The following is a 19,532-nucleotide window of genomic DNA, read 5'->3' on the forward strand; positions in this document are numbered from 1 at the left end:
ACCTATAGCTTGAGTTAATGCGTCAAAATTTATTTATGCATTTCTTTTCATCATATCTAAGTCACTTGAGTAGGCAAATAAAGCTGGTGCACCGCCCGTATGCCAAAATAAGACACGATCGGTTTTCTTGATTTTGCCAGACCGAATCATATCTATGAGTCCGCCCATCGCACGACCCGTATAGACAGGATCTAAAAGTATGCCTTCTGTTTGAGCTGTCATTGCAATGGCTTCATTTTCTAATGTACCAACCACGCCATAGCCTTCGCCCACATAATCAGAGTTGAGTATTAAATCGGTTTCTGAAAACTGATGATCAGCACCGATAAGGGAAGCCGTGCTATTGGCAAGCGCGACGGTATACTGATCAAAAGGCACTTTGTCTGTTTCACCTTTATCGATATTGATACCTACAATATGCGCAGGTGAGTTAAGTATTTTTTTGCCAAGCATCAAACCGGCTTGTGTTGCCCCAGAGCTAGAAGCAAAAACGATATGAGTAAATAATACGTCCATGCTTTCGCGTTGCGATTCTAACTCTTTAAAAGCTTCTACAAACGCTAAAGCACCCAGCTCATTGGAGCCGCCATAGGGTATGACATATGGTTTTTTGCCTTTATTTGTTAATTGCTCAACGATTTTAGGAATGTCTTCTCCTTTACGATTGGCGCCTGCCCAGTGAATATGCGATCCAAAAATTTTGTCTAATAAAAGATTGCCACTTGGTTGTTCGGGTTCTTCTCCACCCAATACTAAATGGCATTCAAGTCCCAAGCTTGCCGCTGCGGCAGCAGTTTGGCGACAATGGTTTGATTGTGCGGCACCTGCCGTAATCACGCAATCAGCACCTTGAGCAAGGGCATCACCCATGATAAATTCAAGCTTACGGGTTTTGTTGCCACCCAATGCCAGTCCCGTGTTGTCATCTCGTTTCATAAAAATAGTAGGGCCATCAAGCGCTTTACTCAATCTGCTAAGCTCTATCAATGGAGTGGGGAAGAAGCCCAATGATTGTCTGGGTATGTGGTTACATTCCATATTTTGTCCCTTTTATAATAAAAAAATGCTGAATAAGTTTGAAACATAGCCATTGATAAAGTCAATTAAAGATGATTATTTAGTGGATATAAATAGCCAATAATTATACGTCGTAACAGCCTTATAAAACGTATGAATGCGTATCCAGCTTGAGAATTAGTGGAATCCTAAGGTTTAATCTACCAAATATACAATGAAAATCCTCATGCAAGCTGTCAATTTTGCATGAGGACTATTTGTTTTATTAACAAACTGTTTATTTTATTGAGAAACTGTTGAGAGCTGTTTTAGAACTATTCGTCAAACCAATTAGACGGTTAAAAATGAAACTTCACTAGAGCGCTAGGCACGTTTTGAGTCGTATCACTGCCATACTTATTTTTCCAGTAACTATATTCCATACCGACCTCTAAGCGATTATCAATGCCTAATAGTGGTTGTAAGTTATACTTTATTTGCGGATTGATATGTAGTTGGTTTTTTAAGTCGTCGTTGTTAAAAGAGTAGTCTACATAACCATCGACCACAACGTTATTTTTCTCCCAACCGTAAGTTAAGGTGATTTGCTGGTCATCATCAGTATTATCATTGAAGACATGATATAGGGAAGCAGAGGCGTACTTCATACCTGAAATAGGGACATTCAAATCTGCCCCTAGTCCTATCATATAGTTGTCTTGGCTAAAGCCTTTGCTGTTCGAGCCAAACTCATATTGCCCCGCTAGATTGAGCTGTTTGATAAAGCTATCATCGAAAGTTGTGAGCTTAAGCTTGGGCGCAAACTCACCATACGTTTCTTTAAATCTATTGTTTTCAATATCATTTGCGCCTTGATGACGATCGACGAAGAAAAATACGCCGCCCCAACTATGGGTAGATGCGTGCTCCAGAGTGATGGTCGTCAATTCTCCGTCTTCTACCAGCTCATAGTCATTACCATACAGTACAGAAAGACTGGTATCGGTGAAAAGCACCTTTGCATGGCTGCTGCTCATCGTACCTAAGGCAACGATCGCGGCTAAAGCGGTGGTTAATAAGCTACTAAAAAACAGTTTTTTCTGAATATTGGTTCTACATAATTGGCTAGCCAGTGGCAGGTTTGCAAATAAGTGATAACGCACAGTAATATTCCTTTATATAGAGTGGGTCATCCTAGCAGGTTGGATATATGACAAAAGCGCATTTTAACTTCCTGTCAAAACGGGTCAATGCTGCTAAGGATAAATCGCGGTCAATTTTCGATAGCAATCTAAAATAATGAAGATAAATGCTATCAATATAAGTATTGTCAAAAGGATAAAAAATGCTCTGTTGGCTATGTTATCCGCAATAATTCTTAACACTTTGAAACAGTTAAGCATGTTTTATAATGAGTGACAACCATAAGCTGGCTAAGAATAACGGTCTATCAAGCCTTCTAAGTATTTGATATTACCTAAGTTTATGATTTTATTAAATTAACTGACTAAATGGTCAGCTTTATTATTTTTGTAAACAAGGAGATATGTCGAAGTAGTTGGTAGGCTAAACCACTAGCAATAATTATTACGATTCAGAGTAGTGAAAAGCGCTGGTAGGGTATTTTGAAACAAATGATATGAGAGGAAAGTGAATAGAGGTATGGCAGAATTAATAGACACAAAAAAACCTCAAGTAAACTAATACTTGAGGCGAAACTTGCTTAAAGTCGAAAGTCTAAATTCTTTTTAGCTTTTTACTAAATATGGCGCAGCGGACGGGACTCGAACCCGCGACCCCCGGCGTGACAGGCTAGACCCACCATATTTCATTAAATAACTTTAATCTATGTTAACCTATAAACCCCTGCCTTATAAGGGCTGTATAGATTATTTCATTAAGACGTTTAGCGTATTTTAACATATATTAGTAAGTATAAAAAATACATTTTGGTCGCTGAGGATGTATAAAATTTATACTTTATTAGTCGTAAATAAGTATAGATTTTATACTGAAATTACTTAGAATAAACTTCTTAATCATTCATGTTTGAGCCAGCTATTAAAACTATTACATTAAAATTTTATAATATATTTAACAACCAATACTATGACTGCGCTCCTTAAGTAGCTTCTTGACTGATTCTATACGCGGTCTAATGCTTTCACCTACCAGTAAAATAGAAGCTTCATAGCGGCTAAAATAACTGTCTTTATCTCTCACTGCTGACAACCAATTAAATGATCCTTCTACTAATACCACCCCTTTGTCTGTTTCAAACATCATTGACTTTGAATGGATACCGTCAATCACTTTGACAGTTACACCAATATTTTTTAAAACTGATATAGCTTCTTTAGAATTTTTTTTGCGCGTCTTTGTGTTATCGATATCTAACCTAGCATCGCAATACACAATAACCATAACGCCTCTACTAACAGCGTTTTTCAGTTCTAGTTTTAGATTATCTGACAATGCGTTTTCTGATAAAAAAGGAGATACAATGATTAATTCATTAATTGTTCTTTTACAAGCTTCAATAAGTATTTCATCGTGACGATCAAGCTGATTAATGTGCTCTTTAATAAGATTAGCATAAACTTTAGAGGGCTTCTTTTCCCCAACGAGGTCATAGACAAAACTATTATCAATTTGTGCATTAAGGTTGTTTAATAGCCATTTCCCTAAGTTACCTAAAGGGGTTCGTGGTGAGATGGCAAGTGTTTCCATATTCCCAAATAATACGAAATGGTCTCTTGCGCGAGAGACTGTCACATTGAGCAAATTATATTGGCTATTTATAAAGCTCACACTGTCTTTTGGGCTGGCTACTAAAGAAAACAGTACAAGCGGTCTTTCAGCACCTTGAAGCGCATGCGCTGTACCTACCGTTATTTTCTTAAAAGCTGGTTTATACTGGCTTAATGCTTCTTTTATTTCTAAAGTCTGTGGTTTAAAAGGCGTTACTATAGCTACTACGTCATGGATATTTCTACCATACTCTTTTTCTAGAACCTCGCTGTTACTATCAATCCAAGCAGCTATCGCTAATGCTTCTAAAGCATTAATGCGACTTTTACCACGTCGCTCACTGGGATAATCAATATGAACATAGCCTTTATTGCCTAAAACGAAATCTAGGTTAATATTGCACTTATTTCCACGCATAGGTTCAAGCTGACCGTAATAAATATTGTCATTACAATAAGATATTATTTGATCTAGACAACGCCTATGCTCAGTCAACAGCAGACCGTTGGTTAAATATTTGGTATCAGTATTATTTGAAGGATTATCTTCGTAAAGATTGGCGTGTTGAGCCATCTGCATGAGTGAACCGCAACCACCAAGTTTACCTTGGGACTTATGTATATCAAGCTGCTTCTCACTTATATTTTCAAGGTCGTTACACACGTATAGACCGTAGTTCACGGTATCCATAGACTGGCTGACAGAGTATATAGGCTCTATTTGCTTGGTATCACCAACTACTAATGCGTTTTTAGCTAAAGCAAACGTAGGTAACGCGATATCAGGCGCTACCTGACCCGATTCATCAACTATTAAATAATCATACAGTTCATCATAAGGGCGCTCTTCCTTACCGCTATAATATCGACTGTATTTGGGTGCAGAGTAAAACGTGGAAATAAATATCGGCGTGAGACAGGCATAACGTTGTAGTTTTTCTTTATATGTTTTATGACCATATTCTGGACTGGATTTATCTGTAATTTTCGCAAGCTTTGATACATAATCAGCTTCTCGATAATGCAGTGCTAGCCAAAATGCCTCATAACGATAGGAGATGTCCAATTTAATATTGATATCCTCTTGAACATCCAAGTTTCTATATTCTTCGCCAGTCTTATCGTAAAGCACATTCATTTTAGATTGATAAGTACAATTCCAGTCCTTGGTCAAACTCTGCCAATCTTGCTCAAGCTTCTCGATGCTCTTTTTGAGATTAGTTTTTAATGTTAAATTATCCCTTTGCACCCTCAGCTTCTCATAATTTTTGATCAGTAAATTATCTATATTTTCTATAATATGATAGTGATTACTCCAGTCGCTGACTTCCAACATTGATACATCTATTTTAGAGACGATAAGCTTAAACTGACTTGCACGCCTTTGCTTCAAAAATGGCAAAAAACGAAATAGTTTGGCGAGAAAAGGTTGAGAGTCGTAAGCTTTATATAAGTCTTCTTTACTTTGCTCCCACTTCTTTATGTTACTAGCCAGTTTACTATAATGTTGTTCCAATTGAATGATTGTACCTTGTAGTGCGGTTAAGTTCTGAAAACCTAAATCAATCAGTGTTTGTTCAATTTTGCTAAAATTTGAGGCAGTATCTAGAGCTGAAATAATCAGTTGTTGACGTTTGATAATTTCAGACTTTAGTAACGCCTTCGCATGAACAACTGAGCGAATACTTATACCCAAATAATCTTGTGCGTTACTGATAAATGATGCTTCAAGCTCATCTGCGGAACGAGCTTCATAGTCTCCAAAGAAGCCTACAGTTTTGTTTTTTTTATTTAAAGCATACATTAAATAATCTTTAGATTTCTTAGAAGACATGTATAAACCAAGTGATGGTATGTCTGGTAACCAACGATTAGTGAGAGGATCATCATCGTCAGGAAGTGTAAATCCTGATAATATGTTAGTAATAGCTTGGTTGTTGGTGGAGCTTGCCATGATTAATGGTGGCGGTTTGTCATCTAAAACATACTGTACGGTTAGGTTGGCAACGATAGACTGTAAAAGAGTTGTTTTTCCTGTGCCAGGTGGACCATTAACAGCGATTACTTCACCATCAGCATGAGTATTGAAAGCAGACATACTAACCCTTTGTGATTTTGACAATGGGAATTGTCCACTGAACTGTCCGATATGGCTTTCATCATTCAATACTTTTTGTGGTTTAGGATATAGCCGTTTAGCTATCGGCTTATCGTTAATAATATTTGATAATAGGCTCAAGGTATCAGTAGTGTTATCTTCTTTGAGCAAATACTTATATAGCTTAAAAACATTAGCAGCCATGCCACGTCTTGGAGCAACTTCTATATATAGATGGCATTTCTCAAAATTGTTAAATGCATTAAAATTTTTGCCTGTAATCTTGTGGAATAGTGCTTCGCACTCTCTCCAGTGACTTTCAATAGATTGACCATTAAATTTAAATGAGGCTAGAGCATTATCAACTGTCTCTATATCCGACAAGGCGGTATAGTTTTTTGGATTTGGAGACAAGTAATCACGAACAAAAAATGGCTTTGAATTTGGCTTGTTGTCAGAATCTACAAACAGCCTTCCGTTTCTATCTAGTTTAACAATGATCCAGAATAGTTCCACGGAGTCATCTTCAGTATATTGGTCTTCCATGACCATCTGTGACTGTGCGGGGCAAAGTGCTATTTCTATACTGGTATCTTCCTTTCTAGCCTGCGCTTGGCGCCATAGCTTATCAACGAGGAGCTTATCTAGCTCTTTAATACAGTGAAAACTATCTTGTATGAGCGGGTCATTAATGACCTCAATAGGCTTGATTTCAGCATATTTTAAAGTTTTATACCAGTATGTCAGCCAACGACGATTGAGTGAGTTCATATATTTCAGGAGCTCTAAGTTTTAAAAGGTTCAATAAGTAGTATTATACTTATTATATAAACATGTGCTCACAAAAATAGAAAAGCACAAAGAGTATTCACCCTTTGCGCCCAAACATTTATAGAACTTTGACTTTATAGCTTCAATCTACAACCCTAAATAACACATCACCGAACGATTCTTAGCGTTAAAATTTCCGCCTCGAAGCTCATCTACATCATCTCTTGTCGTCTTAAAAATAGGTTGCAGCTTTAAAAAGTTATCATTTTTGAAATATAGTGCATTGTAGACATAATCACTTTCTGGTTGATAAAACAACTCCAAACGTGACAAGCCATACCCACGGTAGGTTGCATTGTTAAAATCTACGTAATAATGGACACCTTCATCATCTTCTACCACAGAGATATTTTTAATGGCCTCTCTATAATTAGCAGGAAGTTTCGATCGATAATCAGGTTTGACATAAGCGGTATAACTACCGTTAGGCTTATACTGCTTTGCCATGAAACTCTCTTGAAAAGCATTAAATCTTTTCTGAACCTGATTCTCTTTAGTGCCTTCAGTATAAGACGCTTGATCAAAACCACAGCTGTTTTCAAACCATCCGACCAATCCAACCAAGTCTGTTTTTGATGAGACCGTGGTCTGTGCCGAAACAACGGTTTTGTTAGTTGGTTGCGCAACGCTTTGTTTAGTTGGGTTTGAGGTAGTCATACTTTGCAAGTCATTCATGACTGCACTCATTTCGCTACAGCCTGTCAACAGAGCGCCTGCAGTAAATACCACCGCCAGTGTGACTGCATGCCCAGATGTCTTTAAAATCGTCTTCATACTTATCCTTATCAACCTCTTCGTTACTTATGCAAATAAAACATTGCCATCGTTAAGCACGCTCGTTTTGACGAACTACTTGAGACCGACAGTGTAGCCCCATGGTTGTTGTTTAAGATCATAAGTTTTAATCGCTTCAAGTTTGAAGTCTTTGCGATTATAACTACTTGGGCTATTACCTAATTTGTCTCCTAACTTATCCATGGTTGGATAGTAGTCATCTTGCCTAAAGTTACCAAACAGCTTTTTGGCCATAAAGCTAAGATAGTCACGGTTATAACCTGATATTTCAAACTCGGTATAGTACTTATCTTGAGGTCTATTAATCACCAAGCTGTCAGATAACTCAATGCGAGAGGGACAATTAAAGCAGCCTGGAATGAATGTAATATCATTAATCTTTGTTTGGTTAAGAATGTCGACCGTTTTAGTACTCTTAGAGTTAAAGCTAACACCACTTGATGTCGCTTTATAATTGCATTTTTCGTTGTTAGGTAAGATTCGAATACGCGTTATGATGTTTCGGCTGTTTGTATCAACGTCGATACTACAGTCGTATGCTTCACTATTACTATAACTACCACCTTCTTGTTTTTTGAGCCCGAGCTTATACTGACTGTTTACTGTCTTGACGTCTTTGCCTAAAGAGTTTGGTGATAAGAAGCCATTGTAATCAGCTGCCATAGCAGTAGTACTGACAGTTAAACCAAGCATAATGCTAAGACAAAGAGTTTGCTTATTCATAATACATATCCTTTTATAATTTAATATTCAATCGATTTTAGTCTGCTTTTATATTATAACGTTATTAATTTAACAAGGCATCCAATCTAGCCACCCACTGGTCCGCATCGACACTATCTGCTGTAAAAAAATCATATCTCGGCTGGTCAGGGTTTCTAATATAAACACTCATATAATGCTTACTGATTGAATTTTGAGTCACTCCATACTCATTCTGAGTTTCTACTCCTTGCGAATATGCCTGCCAACGCTGAACATCAGCAAAATTACAGATGGTCACTTGAGGTCTTACCTTAGGATCAAGAGTAAAGGCGATACGCTTAGCTTGCGCATCTACCAAAATACCGACCGATTCATAGTTCACATGGAAATTATGGTCTTGTACTAAGTGCTTCTTAAAGTAGTCATGGTTTTGCTGGTAGTAAGGCGGAACTTTGCTGTAATTCTTAAGTGTCGTAAAGATTTTAAAATACGAGGTGAATATAGAGTATGCGACGGCCAGCATGATAAACATGAAATAAAAACCTATCAATGAAAAAAAACTTCCTCCTGCCATTAAGAATAGCGCTGATAGACCAACCACCCCTATCCAAAATTTCTTAACGGTAAGAAGCTGTCTTAGCTTGCTAGGCTTACCTAATTTAAATTCAGGCGCGTTATTGTCAGGGGCAAATACAGTTTGAATGGCCATACTTATCATTCTCTAATCGATTAAAAGTCAAGTTAATATCTCTTGCCATCTATACAACAAAAATCAGATTTATAGAGATAAATAGCAATACTACGTTATTCGTAGTAAAAATCAAGAGGAAATAGACGAAATTCGTAGTTTGTTTACTTTGAGATGATCTATGAATTTGCAGACTGTATTTACTAAAAGATTTAAGCAGGCCCGAAAGGCAAAAGGGCTTACGCAAGAACAGCTGGGTCTTGCTATTGGATTAGATGAGTTTGTCGCTAGTACTCGTATCAATCGTTATGAGAGAGGCATTCACCAGCCAGATTTTCAAATATTAACCGCAATAGCCAATACGCTAAATGTACCGCCTGCTTATTTCTTTGCTGATGATGAGTTGGCTATCCAGATACTTAAATGGCAATAAGTGATCCTACTTATAGAGTATAGTCAACGTCCAAAAAAACTATTACACGATGCTCTATATTTCTCCGATTTGCGTGTTGGAAATATGAAGCATGTACCGACTTTTAATGTAACGTTTATACGCTATTCATCTAACGCCAAAACGTTGTTATTTTTTATCGTAATTAAGTGTCATTGAAGCAGAGATAGGCCTGATGTTTGATACGATAGGAAAAAGACTTAAGAGAGGGCGACAATATGCTGGTATAAAACAAGTCGAGCTAGCTCATAATATTGCTGCTAAGCAAGGAACAGTTTCAGATTTAGAAAATGGATGTGACGATAGCTCTAATAAATTATTTCGAATAGCAATTTGTAGAGGTGTAAATGTGGAGTAGCTTTCGACTGGTTTAAAAGAAGTGGTAGGTACAAGCACCGAAGAATCCACCTTAACGCCTTGTATGATACTTGTATAGAGCTATGATGAAGCGTTGAATTTTTTTCTTAAAAAGGTCAATGTTACCGTAGCATTTGATTTTGAGTCTGTCTATGGCCAACAAGATTGTCATACAAACTTATGTTAGATTAGAGTGATCGATAATAGTGTGTCACCTGTTTTTAACATTCAAGATTTAGCATTTATAAATACGAAGTTACTACATCAACTTGGTTATTATGTTCTCGCCTTTGAGAATAAATTTAAGTCCGTGGTATGCAGAAAATGGTGACCTAAAGATATTGATACAGCTACAGATAAGCCATACGCCCAGCTTATAACTGTTCATCCTAACTAATTATTGACAGCCAATATAATAATATTAACATATTGAGCGCAGCGCTCGAACATAGAATCAAACTGAGATAAGTAGAATAAACTTAAAAATAATCAGCTTTTAAAGCGTGATTGTTTAATTAAAGTGTCTCTTGGTCTATCGATAAGTAGCGCGAAATCCTTCAATAAAATACTATTACTCTCAAATACATCATTCCATATATCTGTTTCAAAACTAGCTTGCTTCGTCAAAAGACCAAGTTCTTTATACATGGCTCCTGGTTTTGATAACGACAGTATTGATACTGTACGAATAAAATCCATATAAATAAAGTCTATAATGTCTTGCTTGAACTCCTTATCTCTTTTTTTACTGATTCTCTTGAATTGTTCATCTGTTTTGTTTTTTCTATCTAAGCTTGTCGATGATACATAGCTAGAAATAATACTATTTTCATTTACGATATCCTTGATGTCGAAAATTGGAGAAAAACAACCTCCAATGATTTCATAGCTATTAGTCTCTCTTGGTATCATAGATATAATATGCAATGGTATATTATTCCTATTACCAAAATAATTATTAATATCTTTAAGATACTCTTCCTTATTGCTTGCGATATATGCATTCATTAATATTTCATAAAGTTTTTTAGCAAGCGGATGAAATCTTATTTTTGATTTACTGTTTAACTTTATAGTTTTAGCCGATATTTTCATGTTTTTTCGCCTCCTTATTGATTCTATCGCCTATCATAATATATGCATAGTGGCAAAATATCTGTAATGTCCTGACGTTCCACTGCTTAATGGGATTATTGGAATCAAATCTATTTTTAATTCTTATAGACTGAGTTTGACTTGACAGTGAAAGCTCAGCTCGAATCTGTTTTTGATACGATATATCTTTCGTTTGTTCAGGATTAATAACTTCTATTTGAGACCGAGGTATAGCCTTTAACGCAATATCCCAGGAGGTTTGATCTGTTTCTGCTGCCTGCTCATAATTATAGATCTTTAAACTAATATCTTTTTTGTACACTAATTGACAGACAATTTGAAGGTAGTCGTAAAGGACATCTGCGTACTTAAAAGTGATAAAGTTTTTGCTGGGTTGAGCATTAATAAGTGTGTGAAGAATCAAATTATGAATAGAAGATTTCTCCTTACTCTCTTTGTAAATATCACGAAATTTGTCTGTCATTCGCATCATATTTTTTCTATCATCACCATATTTATCTTTTATAGGTAGTAGACCGTACTTGTTGTTTAAATCGAATAGCCTAGGATTACCTTTTGTAGTTTGAAACTTTGATGCTTCTCTCAATTGCTTTGCATTAAAAAGCCATTTTTCAAATGTGTCTTGACTGACATCATAGATATGCAAGAGATATTCATAATCACCTTTTTGAATATAGGCTTCTAGAATTTGATTTACTTCATCGAAAGCATATCTCTTGGTCTGATCAGTTTGTTTAGTTAGATTCTCGCTAACTGCTTTGCTACTCTTGGGCGGCAGTAATTCTGGTAATTGTAGCTTATGCATAAGATATTTATTAATTCCCAATGGATCTTGTTCAATTTCATACTTTCGTCGCCTAGGTATTTTTAGTAGCTCAGCATGCTCAACAGATAGTCCGAAATTAGTCTGCCAAAGCAACAAGCCAATTTGTATATCTGTGAAATGCACATATGAAGCGAACGTCGTACTAGGGTTAGCATGGCCTGCCACTCCTGCTAAAGCGTATATTTTTTTGTAGGCAAGATTAGTCTCGAAATAATTAATGATGTCAGAAGCCTGACTATCTTTGTAAGGTAGTAAGCTTTTTAAAAGCTTTGTACTTGAATGGTTATTAAATTGATAATCCTTATCGTATAGAAATGACATCAATTGAAAATTAGTTAAGCAACTATGCCGTAAGTGATGTGTAGTGAGGTATCTTAGTCCAGTAACTTCCTTTATAAGACTACTAAGCACTTTTGATATTGCCTGAGCTTTATATGGCAGCCCAGCTTGATTTGCGATCAGTGTTTGGCCCTTGTAACCTAAGCGCTTGATGTACATACGCTTTATCAGTTTAATATCAGGCTCTGTCAATAATTGTGCTAACAGAACACGACGGCACGCAGAAAGACTTTTATTATTACCAAATTTATTATTCCGAACTTCTAAATAATTTTGAGTCTCTGCTACATCATGTATTCTTATCTTAACGATTTCACCAATCCTAAGACCACAGCGATGGCCCAATATAAGTACTAAGCTTAAAGCCTGCTTTTCATCAACGGTCATAATAAGACTATCAATTTTATTAAGTATAGCTTGGAACATATTTTCTGAGATATAGCCTACTTTGTGATGAGGTCTATCGTCGGTATAAATCGAAGGTATAGATTCAAGATTATAATGTGTAACCATATACTGATGGACTTTACTAATTGATTTAGCAGCTGCGTTCTTGGCCTCTGAAGTTTTACTAAGTTCAATCATCTCACCATATAGCGCTACAAAATCCTCTTCTTGATAGTCTTTCAAATTCACATTTTCTGTAAGTGTCAACCATCGGTTAGTGATTCTATTGCTATAAGTCTGAATACTAGAGACTTTATGAGTAGTCGTCATTGATAACAGCCAACCAACGATTGCCTTTTCATTTAAAGGCGCGTGACTATTTTTTAATCTTTGATCAAGTTCCTGTAATTTTTCAACGAATAGTTTTTTAGAAATTTTAGAACTACTATCGCTTTTGAAAATCTTTGTTATCTCAACTACTAATTGAGGATTTGGTTTTATAGAATCAATATTAGAAGTAATATATGCTTGATCATTTAATTTTTCTTGAGTATGTATATCGTGTCGAATATTGTAAATTAGCGACTGCCAATTAGATGTTGGTAAACTATATGTATTCTCTTTGCCAATAACGACATACCAAATATACTCTGGCAGGTCAAAAGAGAGGTGACTTTCTAAAATATATACTGCTGCTATTAAAAAGCGTGTTAAGCCAAATTGCATACTATTTATTTGATGTTTGTGTTTTTGCTGTATACTTTGGTAAAGCTTGTGGATGCTAAAATCTATACGCTGATCTGCAACTAATACTTCTTTACTTTTAAAATATGACTGAATAATGCGTGCTGATACAGGTGAGATGAAAATTTGCGCTTGGTGCACTGTCTCTGATTCTATATAAGTATTTGTATGATAAGATTTATCCCTAACAATCATAGTTATTGTTGGCAGTCCATAAACTTGCTCAATTGCTAAATTATTGTCAGATATTTGTTCAAATATTGATTGCAATATAGGTGCTTTAAGCACTGCACTATGAAAAACTAATGTTAGAAAAACATCAGCTTTAGTTATGTCGGTAACAGTTTTTCTCTCTAAACTTTTAATCCAGCATAAATAGAAATCTAATACATCTTTACCGTCATTAAACCACTCTTGTGTGCGAAAAGAGCTAGGACGAGATGATCGAATGATAAACTTAGGAAAGCCTATCCAAATATTGTTATCTTCTATACGCTCTTGACAGTACTTCACAGCATGATTGTAAGCGGTCGAATATTTTTCGACGTCTTGGAATTGTTTATTGTTAAATAGTTTTTCATCAAATTTAGCCCACATCAAACTAAAACACTTCTGCTGATCTTTAGCTACTAATACCTCTACAAAATTGATATGTTTGTCTATAAGTTTACAAGCTAATGAAAAGCGTCTTTCTTCTTGCTTATCTCTTTTTTCTGCTCTTCCTTGAGTACCAGATTGTTGATCTACCATTTTTAGCGTTCCAACTGGATAACTTCAAAGCCAGCCTCCTTAATGAGCTTATCTAGTACTTCTGCAAAATTTTTAAGCTCAGAACGTTTTAAACCGCTGAAACGATCATAAAAACCAAAACCTAGTTCATCAGAATGTCCCATCCAAGCACTAACAACGTCATATCCAATTGGTTTTTCATCAAAGTACGAAGCGTATGAATATTTGCCGACGTCTGAATTTTTAAGGGAGCGTATATGGTGCCGGTGCCAGTTAAGAGGTAGCGATATGTGTGATGACATACGCTCTTTTATAAGTCCGTTGTTTAACTTCAACTGAATCACCGTGTTAGTTATCTCATCTAGTTTTAGATAACTTATTAGTCCAACACTGCTATCTAAAATATCCATGTATATCTGACCGATACTATTACCCAACTTATTGAAAAGACTACCATTGGTTTTGATAAAATTTTTATACTCTTTAATTTGATGACATACTATTTGCGGTAGATAAATGAATCTGCCAAGCTTCTCAGTCTGCATTTCCTTATCGCTGATAAAATAAAGTCCTGTTCTAGTATCTATATCTGATAATCTACCAAATGGCTCAGTAACGGGTCGATACCCACTTGCAATAGACATCAAAATATATAAGTAGTCCATAAAACTGTTATGAAGACAAACCAGTGAATTTAAATTATTTAGTTTTAAACCTGCAATAGCGACCTCTACTTCTTGCCTTAGTGTGACCACGATCTCTTTTAATCTAAGTTCGTTAATAGCTAATGCGCTCCCTATAGTCCTATCCCAATGGGCCGTTAATCCTTCTTCAGATAGTTCAAAAAGCATGTTTAGCTTTGTCTTAGTTTGATTTGGATCATATTTATTTCCAAGTAGTTCTATTAGATGATCCATATAGTCTCGTTGGCATCGGAATAAATCATATTGACTGACATTGTAATAAGGTAGCGCTGAGAGATGATGAACAGGAGAGTTGATCGATACCTCTATAAGTGCTTTATCTATATTCTTTTGAGATAAATATTGAGGTAAATAGTTTTTAACTTTATTTATACTAAGCCTTGTACCAAACTCTTTATTAATTCTGCGGAGAGACTCTTTTGCTTCTTTAGTAACAGAGCCAGTTGTATTATCATCGGCATTTTGAATCATCTCAATATGCATTGAACCTAACGGAAAAGGCATAAAAAGAGACAGCTTATCCGATTTATTATGGGCACATAGTGATTTATCCCACTCATCAGCGATATGACTACGTGATGGGCAAAATGTCAGCTGGTAACGATAAGCGTTAAATCCCGATTCGAGTTTTTCGGAAGTATATATATCATGAATGCCGGTTAGTAATAGCATGTATAGATACAATGCAGACTGATCAGATATGTCAAATCTGAACTTTCCTTCTTCATATTCATGCTCATATTTGTACTGTTTACCAATCGACTTAAAGTCAAGGCTGCTTAGTTTGCTAGCTATATATTCGACCAATCTTTTTATTTCATCTTCATGTGCTGTATTAACATCAGTGACCTGACTCATAGCATTTTTTCGACGACTGTTTGATTGGCCCTCTGCTTTTACCAGATCTAAATAATAGTTACTTGGAGTTTCTATAGTCACTTGCTCAAAACATTCATTCTCGTTATCTTGGCGTTCATTAGCTTCAAAAGTATCGGTATTATTTGTAGATTCAAAGATGTTTGCTAGGTCATTGATTGTGTTCCTTGTTGTATCGTCATAATATGAAGGACCTTTAACAACCTCAGAAATGGTACTGGGTACACGAATAATGCCCGAATCATTTTTAAAAAAGTTATCTATTGGTAGGATATATTCATAAAGGTACTGAGCTATACGCTCATTAATATAGTTTTTAGCAATACTCGAGGATAATGATGTATTTTTACTTAGCAGCTTATTTTCATACTTCTGTATTTCATCTTCAAATGATTGAGGGTTTCTATTTAACCATCTAGTATAATGATCGTTATCTTGCGACTCCATAAGATAACTTCGAAGACCCTTCAGACTCTCAAATTGTGTTATATCAGGCAAAAAAATCACTAAAAAATCACGAATTTTATTAGTTAGAAAGCGACATTCATCAAGTGTAGTTTTAATTCGACTCTCATAATCGGTTAATTCCACCATTTTCAAACATAGAAAGAAATAAAGAGCGCGAATAGTATTAATTTTAGAGAACTCTGAACGGCTGATTAAAAAAGTAATGAGATATAGATCTTTCAAATTTTGATGTTGTTCTCTCATACTCTTTATAAATAGCTTTTGGTTAACACCTTGTTCGTATATTCTGATTTTTTCAGACTCGACAACCTTAATATTTGTCTCTTTTTCATCTATCCAGCGAGATAAGCTTAAATATTCCTTTTTCAACTCCTGTTTATACTGTTCAGGTAATACGTCCTTCAAGAATCTAAGTTCAAATAATAAACACAGCATTTCAGACTCATTACAGTAGTCGAATATATTACTTTGCAACCACATGTTGTGATAGTTGTTGTTAGCTGATTCATTCATTTTGGACTCCTTCTACAATAAGTAGAAGAAGTTAACTCTTCTATTTTGGAATCTCTACTAAAAACGCGAAAAAAAACCACTATTTCTAGTGGTTTTAGCTGTTTATAGGCATTTTTAACAGTTTTATAGTATACCTCGTTCCATGAGAAGCTTATCAAGAGCACTGCCATCTTGACGAGTGAGATTTGGTACGTAACGGGAATAGACAGTAAATAGCATTTTTGTATTGCTATGACCCATTTGCGCGGCAATCCATTCAGGCGATTCACCAGCAGCAAGCCAAAGCGTTGCAGCTGTATGTCTACTTTGGTAAGGATTACGTCTAGTAAGCTCTAAATACCTTAGTAATGGATACCAAACCCGCCGAGTTACGTTGCGATGGTTTAAAGCTGTACCAGTATTAGTACAAAATACAAACGTGCTACGCTGTTTAGTTACATTCTGTTGTGCAATCAAAGCGTCATAAACCAGTTGGTTCATTTGGATGATACGATTCGAACCTGTAGTTTTAGTTTTACCTATAACTCCATTCACAATTGCCTGATCCACGATGATTTGCCGCCGCTCAAAATCTATGTTTTTCCAAGGTAAACCATCAATCTCACCTGTACGCATGCCAGTAAAAAAGCGTACGACATAGTAGGGTTTATAATCGGCTCTTACGTTATTAATAATGAGCATAACCTCTTCTAAAGTAAAAGGACTTACTTTGCTTTTAGGCTCACTAATTGGTCTTATATTTTTCCATGGACTCTCAAAATCAAAACGCTCAGATGCTTCGGTAAGCACCATACGCAATGGAGTCATAATATGGTTAATACGAGACGATGATAAAATTTTTCCGTTATTTCCCTCTTTAACTAGCTTGCCCCGAAAAGCCATTATTTTAGCTTTACTAATGGTATTCAGCGCTACATTGCCAAAATGAGGAGTTAGGTAAATTCTAAATATACCCTCTATATTACTTATCTGAGAGTCTCGCCATTCTGGCTTTTTCTCTTCTAACCAAATTTTGCTAAAGCTATCAAAGCCTGAGATTGAGTCCTTATGACTATTTGTTGCTTTCATAAGCTCTAAGCTTTGAAACTGCGCAAGCTTTTTACTTTGTGGAAAATAGTTTTCATATCGAAAACTACCCAATTGAATGTCAGCTTCCATTCTGTTAACGAAATTCTCTAGACGCTTTCGATTAGGCTTAGTGTCTGCCAGTAAGGTTTGCTCTCTGCAACGTTGACCTATGTATCGGAAGTCTACATAAAGGTTGCCATTACGGGTATTGATACTCGCCATGACTATGCTCCCGCTGCAAATGGAATGCTATCGTCAGAACCTGTCAGCATCAACTCTTCAATTTTTTGCCAGATAAAAAGGATTTTTCTGCCGCCAAAGGGTTTTATGTAGTGAACCCCTTCGATAAATACCGCATCCTTAAGTTGGTTGCGTATGGTCTTGCTGTCATATTTAATACGTTGTGACAGCTCTTCGGTTGTTAAATAGGTATAACTCATAGTAAAATCCTTACTAAAGATTAAAGTGTTATTATTTAATAGCTTTATGACCTGCTATAGAACGTAATTTACACTAAAAATAATCTTTTGCAAGACATTTTTATCTACAGTAGGTTATTTTATTATGGGGGAGGTTATGGTGAAGTGTAATTTATCTAGAATTATGGGTGAGAAAAGACTTAAGATTTCTGACGTATCTAAAGATACGGATATCAACAGAGGCACAATCACACGTATGTATAATGAAGAAGCCACTAGAGTGGATTTAGAAGTTGTAGAGAAGCTATGCTTATATTTGGATATTGAGGTAGGTGACCTTTACGAGGTAGTTAAAGAAGAATAAACGCTCTTTTGAATATGCAATACAGTGCTACCCTTATCAGTCATTATATTAAACAGTACGTAGCCAACTATGATTTTTCAAGTAGGTTAAATAATCTATTTGATAATAAAATAATCTATAGAAGGTTTTTTTAAGTTGCAATAGCTCAAAATGCATGTATAATTTAATCTGTAGGAAGTCATTAATACTAACAGAGGTAAATATTAATCTACAGGAGATTATACATGAACACATTTATTAAACCGCCGCATGCTTCAATTTGGCTGAGTGCTGAGGCAATATCGCTATCTACCAAGCTCATGGTAAACTTGCAAATACAACAAGGTTCGCAGTTAGCGAAAATGCTCGGCGTAAATTCGATATTTTATAATGATGAGGCAGTTAGAATATGGGTGCAACGTGAGATAAATGAGGGGTTGGCGCTAAACCGTTATACTTTGAAGAATCTTGAGACCAAGTTTTTGGACATTATGAATCATTACGAGATTCCGTATTCATTGTGATTAACGTCAACTACTTAGTTTGGAGATAACCATGAGCTTAAAACTTATTTTTAGCGCTAATGCAGATCAGTCCGACATACAATTATGTGAAGACTATTGGGCATATGGGCATGATGGACGCTATATAGAACATATAGAGATGCTCTGTAAACAATATCGTATCGACTATCATACTCTGTTCAGCGTGTTAGCGAAATGTCAGGCTTACTTAGATGATGTACACTGTGAATATTGTGGACGCCCTTATCAACTTTATGTACCAGCTGATATTCCTTATATCAGAAAACAGTCATCTTGGTTCTGCGAATCATGTATTAGTTTTTCTGGCGGGCAGCTTATAGTTGGCAGATGATAATTTAAAGATTACTTAATAACCAGATTGCTAATGCTCTCTGGTTTTTTTGCAAATGTGATTTGTTTATGAATATACGGAAATAATTGAAAAGCTCAAAGTTTAATTTTTCTCTGATTAATGATTAAACTTTACTAGATATTTTAGATTCATTTCTAACTGTTCATGAACTAAGGCAACAGGGATTTGCCACAATTCAGATAACTGCTTAGTAGCAATATCACTATCCCATGGCATTAGAGACTTTTTATTATATTTTGCAAATGGGTCATCAGTTTCAGTAAGAATCCGATCTTTCGGCATCATTGATACCAAAGATTGCCCTTTTTTAGTATTAAGCATTGCAGGACCAACGGTGAACCAACAACCCATATTAACTGCTCTTTTAAGCTGTCCCTGAGTTGAGCTATGCTGAAAAAACTGTAGAACCAAACTTGGTAAACTAACGACTCA

The 19,532-nt window shown here is 35.8% G+C and carries 16 protein-coding genes; 4 read left to right on the forward strand and 12 right to left on the reverse strand.

Annotated elements, in window-relative coordinates; all coding sequences use genetic code 11:
- Positions 1-33: 33 nt before the first annotated feature.
- The 6 genes from AK822_RS03935 to AK822_RS03960 form a co-directional block, all read right to left on the reverse strand.
- Positions 34-1,038 (reverse strand): D-cysteine desulfhydrase family protein, encoded by a 1,005-nt coding sequence (locus AK822_RS03935; protein ID WP_060490630.1) that lies wholly within the window; start codon positions 1,036-1,038, stop codon positions 34-36.
- A gap of 317 nt (positions 1,039-1,355) precedes the next feature.
- Positions 1,356-2,159, reverse strand: a complete 804-nt coding sequence (locus AK822_RS03940) for a DUF5020 family protein (protein WP_228139055.1) — start codon at positions 2,157-2,159, stop codon at positions 1,356-1,358.
- Positions 2,160-3,090: 931 nt separating this feature from the next.
- Positions 3,091-6,615, reverse strand: a complete 3,525-nt coding sequence (locus AK822_RS03945; RefSeq protein ID WP_060490631.1) for an AAA domain-containing protein — start codon at positions 6,613-6,615, stop codon at positions 3,091-3,093.
- A gap of 147 nt (positions 6,616-6,762) precedes the next feature.
- Positions 6,763-7,449 carry a hypothetical protein gene (locus AK822_RS03950; RefSeq protein WP_060490632.1) on the reverse strand — a complete coding sequence of 229 codons (687 nt, stop codon included), beginning with the start codon at positions 7,447-7,449 and terminating at the stop codon, positions 6,763-6,765.
- Between the two features lie 75 nt (positions 7,450-7,524).
- On the reverse strand, positions 7,525-8,193 hold the full coding sequence (locus AK822_RS03955; protein ID WP_060490633.1) for a hypothetical protein: 669 nt from the start codon (positions 8,191-8,193) through the stop codon (positions 7,525-7,527).
- Positions 8,194-8,257: 64 nt separating this feature from the next.
- Positions 8,258-8,884 carry a hypothetical protein gene (locus AK822_RS03960; protein ID WP_060490634.1) on the reverse strand — a complete coding sequence of 209 codons (627 nt, stop codon included), beginning with the start codon at positions 8,882-8,884 and terminating at the stop codon, positions 8,258-8,260.
- Positions 8,885-9,044: 160 nt separating this feature from the next.
- On the opposite strand from AK822_RS03960, the gene AK822_RS03965 reads away from it, so the two are divergent.
- Positions 9,045-9,296, forward strand: coding sequence for a helix-turn-helix domain-containing protein (locus tag AK822_RS03965; protein WP_060490635.1), 252 nt, complete (start codon positions 9,045-9,047; stop codon positions 9,294-9,296).
- A gap of 193 nt (positions 9,297-9,489) precedes the next feature.
- On the forward strand, positions 9,490-9,672 hold the full coding sequence (locus tag AK822_RS03970; protein ID WP_060490636.1) for a helix-turn-helix domain-containing protein: 183 nt from the start codon (positions 9,490-9,492) through the stop codon (positions 9,670-9,672).
- 488 nt (positions 9,673-10,160) lie between these two features.
- On the opposite strand, the gene AK822_RS03975 is transcribed toward AK822_RS03970, so the two are convergent.
- The 5 genes from AK822_RS03975 to AK822_RS03995 all read right to left on the reverse strand — a co-directional run bounded on the left by AK822_RS03975 (position 10,161) and on the right by AK822_RS03995 (position 17,881).
- Entirely contained in the window at positions 10,161-10,766 is a 606-nt protein-coding gene (locus tag AK822_RS03975) for a hypothetical protein (protein WP_060490637.1), read from the reverse strand.
- Positions 10,750-13,833: a tyrosine-type recombinase/integrase gene (locus AK822_RS03980; RefSeq protein ID WP_060490638.1), complete on the reverse strand. Its 3,084-nt coding sequence runs from the start codon at positions 13,831-13,833 to the stop codon at positions 10,750-10,752. The genes AK822_RS03975 and AK822_RS03980 overlap by 17 nt, the downstream gene beginning before the upstream one ends.
- 2 nt (positions 13,834-13,835) lie before the next feature.
- The gene (locus AK822_RS03985; protein ID WP_060490639.1) at positions 13,836-16,373 is read right to left on the reverse strand and encodes a hypothetical protein; all 2,538 of its coding nucleotides are present in this window, start codon (positions 16,371-16,373) and stop codon (positions 13,836-13,838) included.
- Positions 16,374-16,496: 123 nt separating this feature from the next.
- Positions 16,497-17,663 (reverse strand): Arm DNA-binding domain-containing protein, encoded by a 1,167-nt coding sequence (locus AK822_RS03990; protein WP_060490640.1) that lies wholly within the window; start codon positions 17,661-17,663, stop codon positions 16,497-16,499.
- A 2-nt stretch (positions 17,664-17,665) separates the two neighbouring features.
- Positions 17,666-17,881: a hypothetical protein gene (locus tag AK822_RS03995; RefSeq protein ID WP_060490641.1), complete on the reverse strand. Its 216-nt coding sequence runs from the start codon at positions 17,879-17,881 to the stop codon at positions 17,666-17,668.
- A gap of 124 nt (positions 17,882-18,005) precedes the next feature.
- Between AK822_RS03995 and AK822_RS04000 the strand changes: the two genes are divergently transcribed.
- Both AK822_RS04000 and AK822_RS04005 read left to right on the forward strand, forming a co-directional pair.
- Positions 18,006-18,224 (forward strand): helix-turn-helix domain-containing protein, encoded by a 219-nt coding sequence (locus tag AK822_RS04000; RefSeq protein ID WP_228139056.1) that lies wholly within the window; start codon positions 18,006-18,008, stop codon positions 18,222-18,224.
- A gap of 224 nt (positions 18,225-18,448) precedes the next feature.
- Positions 18,449-18,727 carry a hypothetical protein gene (locus AK822_RS04005; RefSeq protein WP_060490642.1) on the forward strand — a complete coding sequence of 93 codons (279 nt, stop codon included), beginning with the start codon at positions 18,449-18,451 and terminating at the stop codon, positions 18,725-18,727.
- Positions 18,728-19,196: 469 nt separating this feature from the next.
- On the opposite strand, the gene AK822_RS04015 is transcribed toward AK822_RS04005, so the two are convergent.
- Positions 19,197-19,511 carry a TatD family hydrolase gene (locus AK822_RS04015; RefSeq protein WP_228139057.1) on the reverse strand — a complete coding sequence of 105 codons (315 nt, stop codon included), beginning with the start codon at positions 19,509-19,511 and terminating at the stop codon, positions 19,197-19,199.
- Between the last annotated feature and the right edge of the window lie 21 nt (positions 19,512-19,532).

Origin of the sequence: Psychrobacter sp. P11F6, assembly GCF_001435295.1 — a bacterium.
Taxonomy (GTDB): domain Bacteria; phylum Pseudomonadota; class Gammaproteobacteria; order Pseudomonadales; family Moraxellaceae; genus Psychrobacter.

Excerpts from the sequence above, each read along its gene's own strand:
- AK822_RS03935 (WP_060490630.1), bottom strand. The coding sequence starts at position 1,038 with ATGGAATGTAACCACATACCCAGACAATCATTGGGCTTCTTCCCCACT.
- AK822_RS03945 (WP_060490631.1), bottom strand. The coding sequence starts at position 6,615 with ATGAACTCACTCAATCGTCGTTGGCTGACATACTGGTATAAAACTTTA.
- AK822_RS03950 (WP_060490632.1), bottom strand. The coding sequence starts at position 7,449 with ATGAAGACGATTTTAAAGACATCTGGGCATGCAGTCACACTGGCGGTG.
- AK822_RS03955 (WP_060490633.1), bottom strand. The coding sequence starts at position 8,193 with ATGAATAAGCAAACTCTTTGTCTTAGCATTATGCTTGGTTTAACTGTC.
- AK822_RS03960 (WP_060490634.1), bottom strand. The coding sequence starts at position 8,884 with ATGGCCATTCAAACTGTATTTGCCCCTGACAATAACGCGCCTGAATTT.
- AK822_RS03965 (WP_060490635.1), top strand. The coding sequence starts at position 9,045 with ATGAATTTGCAGACTGTATTTACTAAAAGATTTAAGCAGGCCCGAAAG.
- AK822_RS03970 (WP_060490636.1), top strand. The coding sequence starts at position 9,490 with ATGTTTGATACGATAGGAAAAAGACTTAAGAGAGGGCGACAATATGCT.
- AK822_RS03975 (WP_060490637.1), bottom strand. The coding sequence starts at position 10,766 with ATGAAAATATCGGCTAAAACTATAAAGTTAAACAGTAAATCAAAAATA.
- AK822_RS03980 (WP_060490638.1), bottom strand. The coding sequence starts at position 13,833 with ATGGTAGATCAACAATCTGGTACTCAAGGAAGAGCAGAAAAAAGAGAT.
- AK822_RS03985 (WP_060490639.1), bottom strand. The coding sequence starts at position 16,373 with ATGAATGAATCAGCTAACAACAACTATCACAACATGTGGTTGCAAAGT.
- AK822_RS03990 (WP_060490640.1), bottom strand. The coding sequence starts at position 17,663 with ATGGCGAGTATCAATACCCGTAATGGCAACCTTTATGTAGACTTCCGA.
- AK822_RS03995 (WP_060490641.1), bottom strand. The coding sequence starts at position 17,881 with ATGAGTTATACCTATTTAACAACCGAAGAGCTGTCACAACGTATTAAA.
- AK822_RS04000 (WP_228139056.1), top strand. The coding sequence starts at position 18,006 with ATGGGGGAGGTTATGGTGAAGTGTAATTTATCTAGAATTATGGGTGAG.
- AK822_RS04005 (WP_060490642.1), top strand. The coding sequence starts at position 18,449 with ATGAACACATTTATTAAACCGCCGCATGCTTCAATTTGGCTGAGTGCT.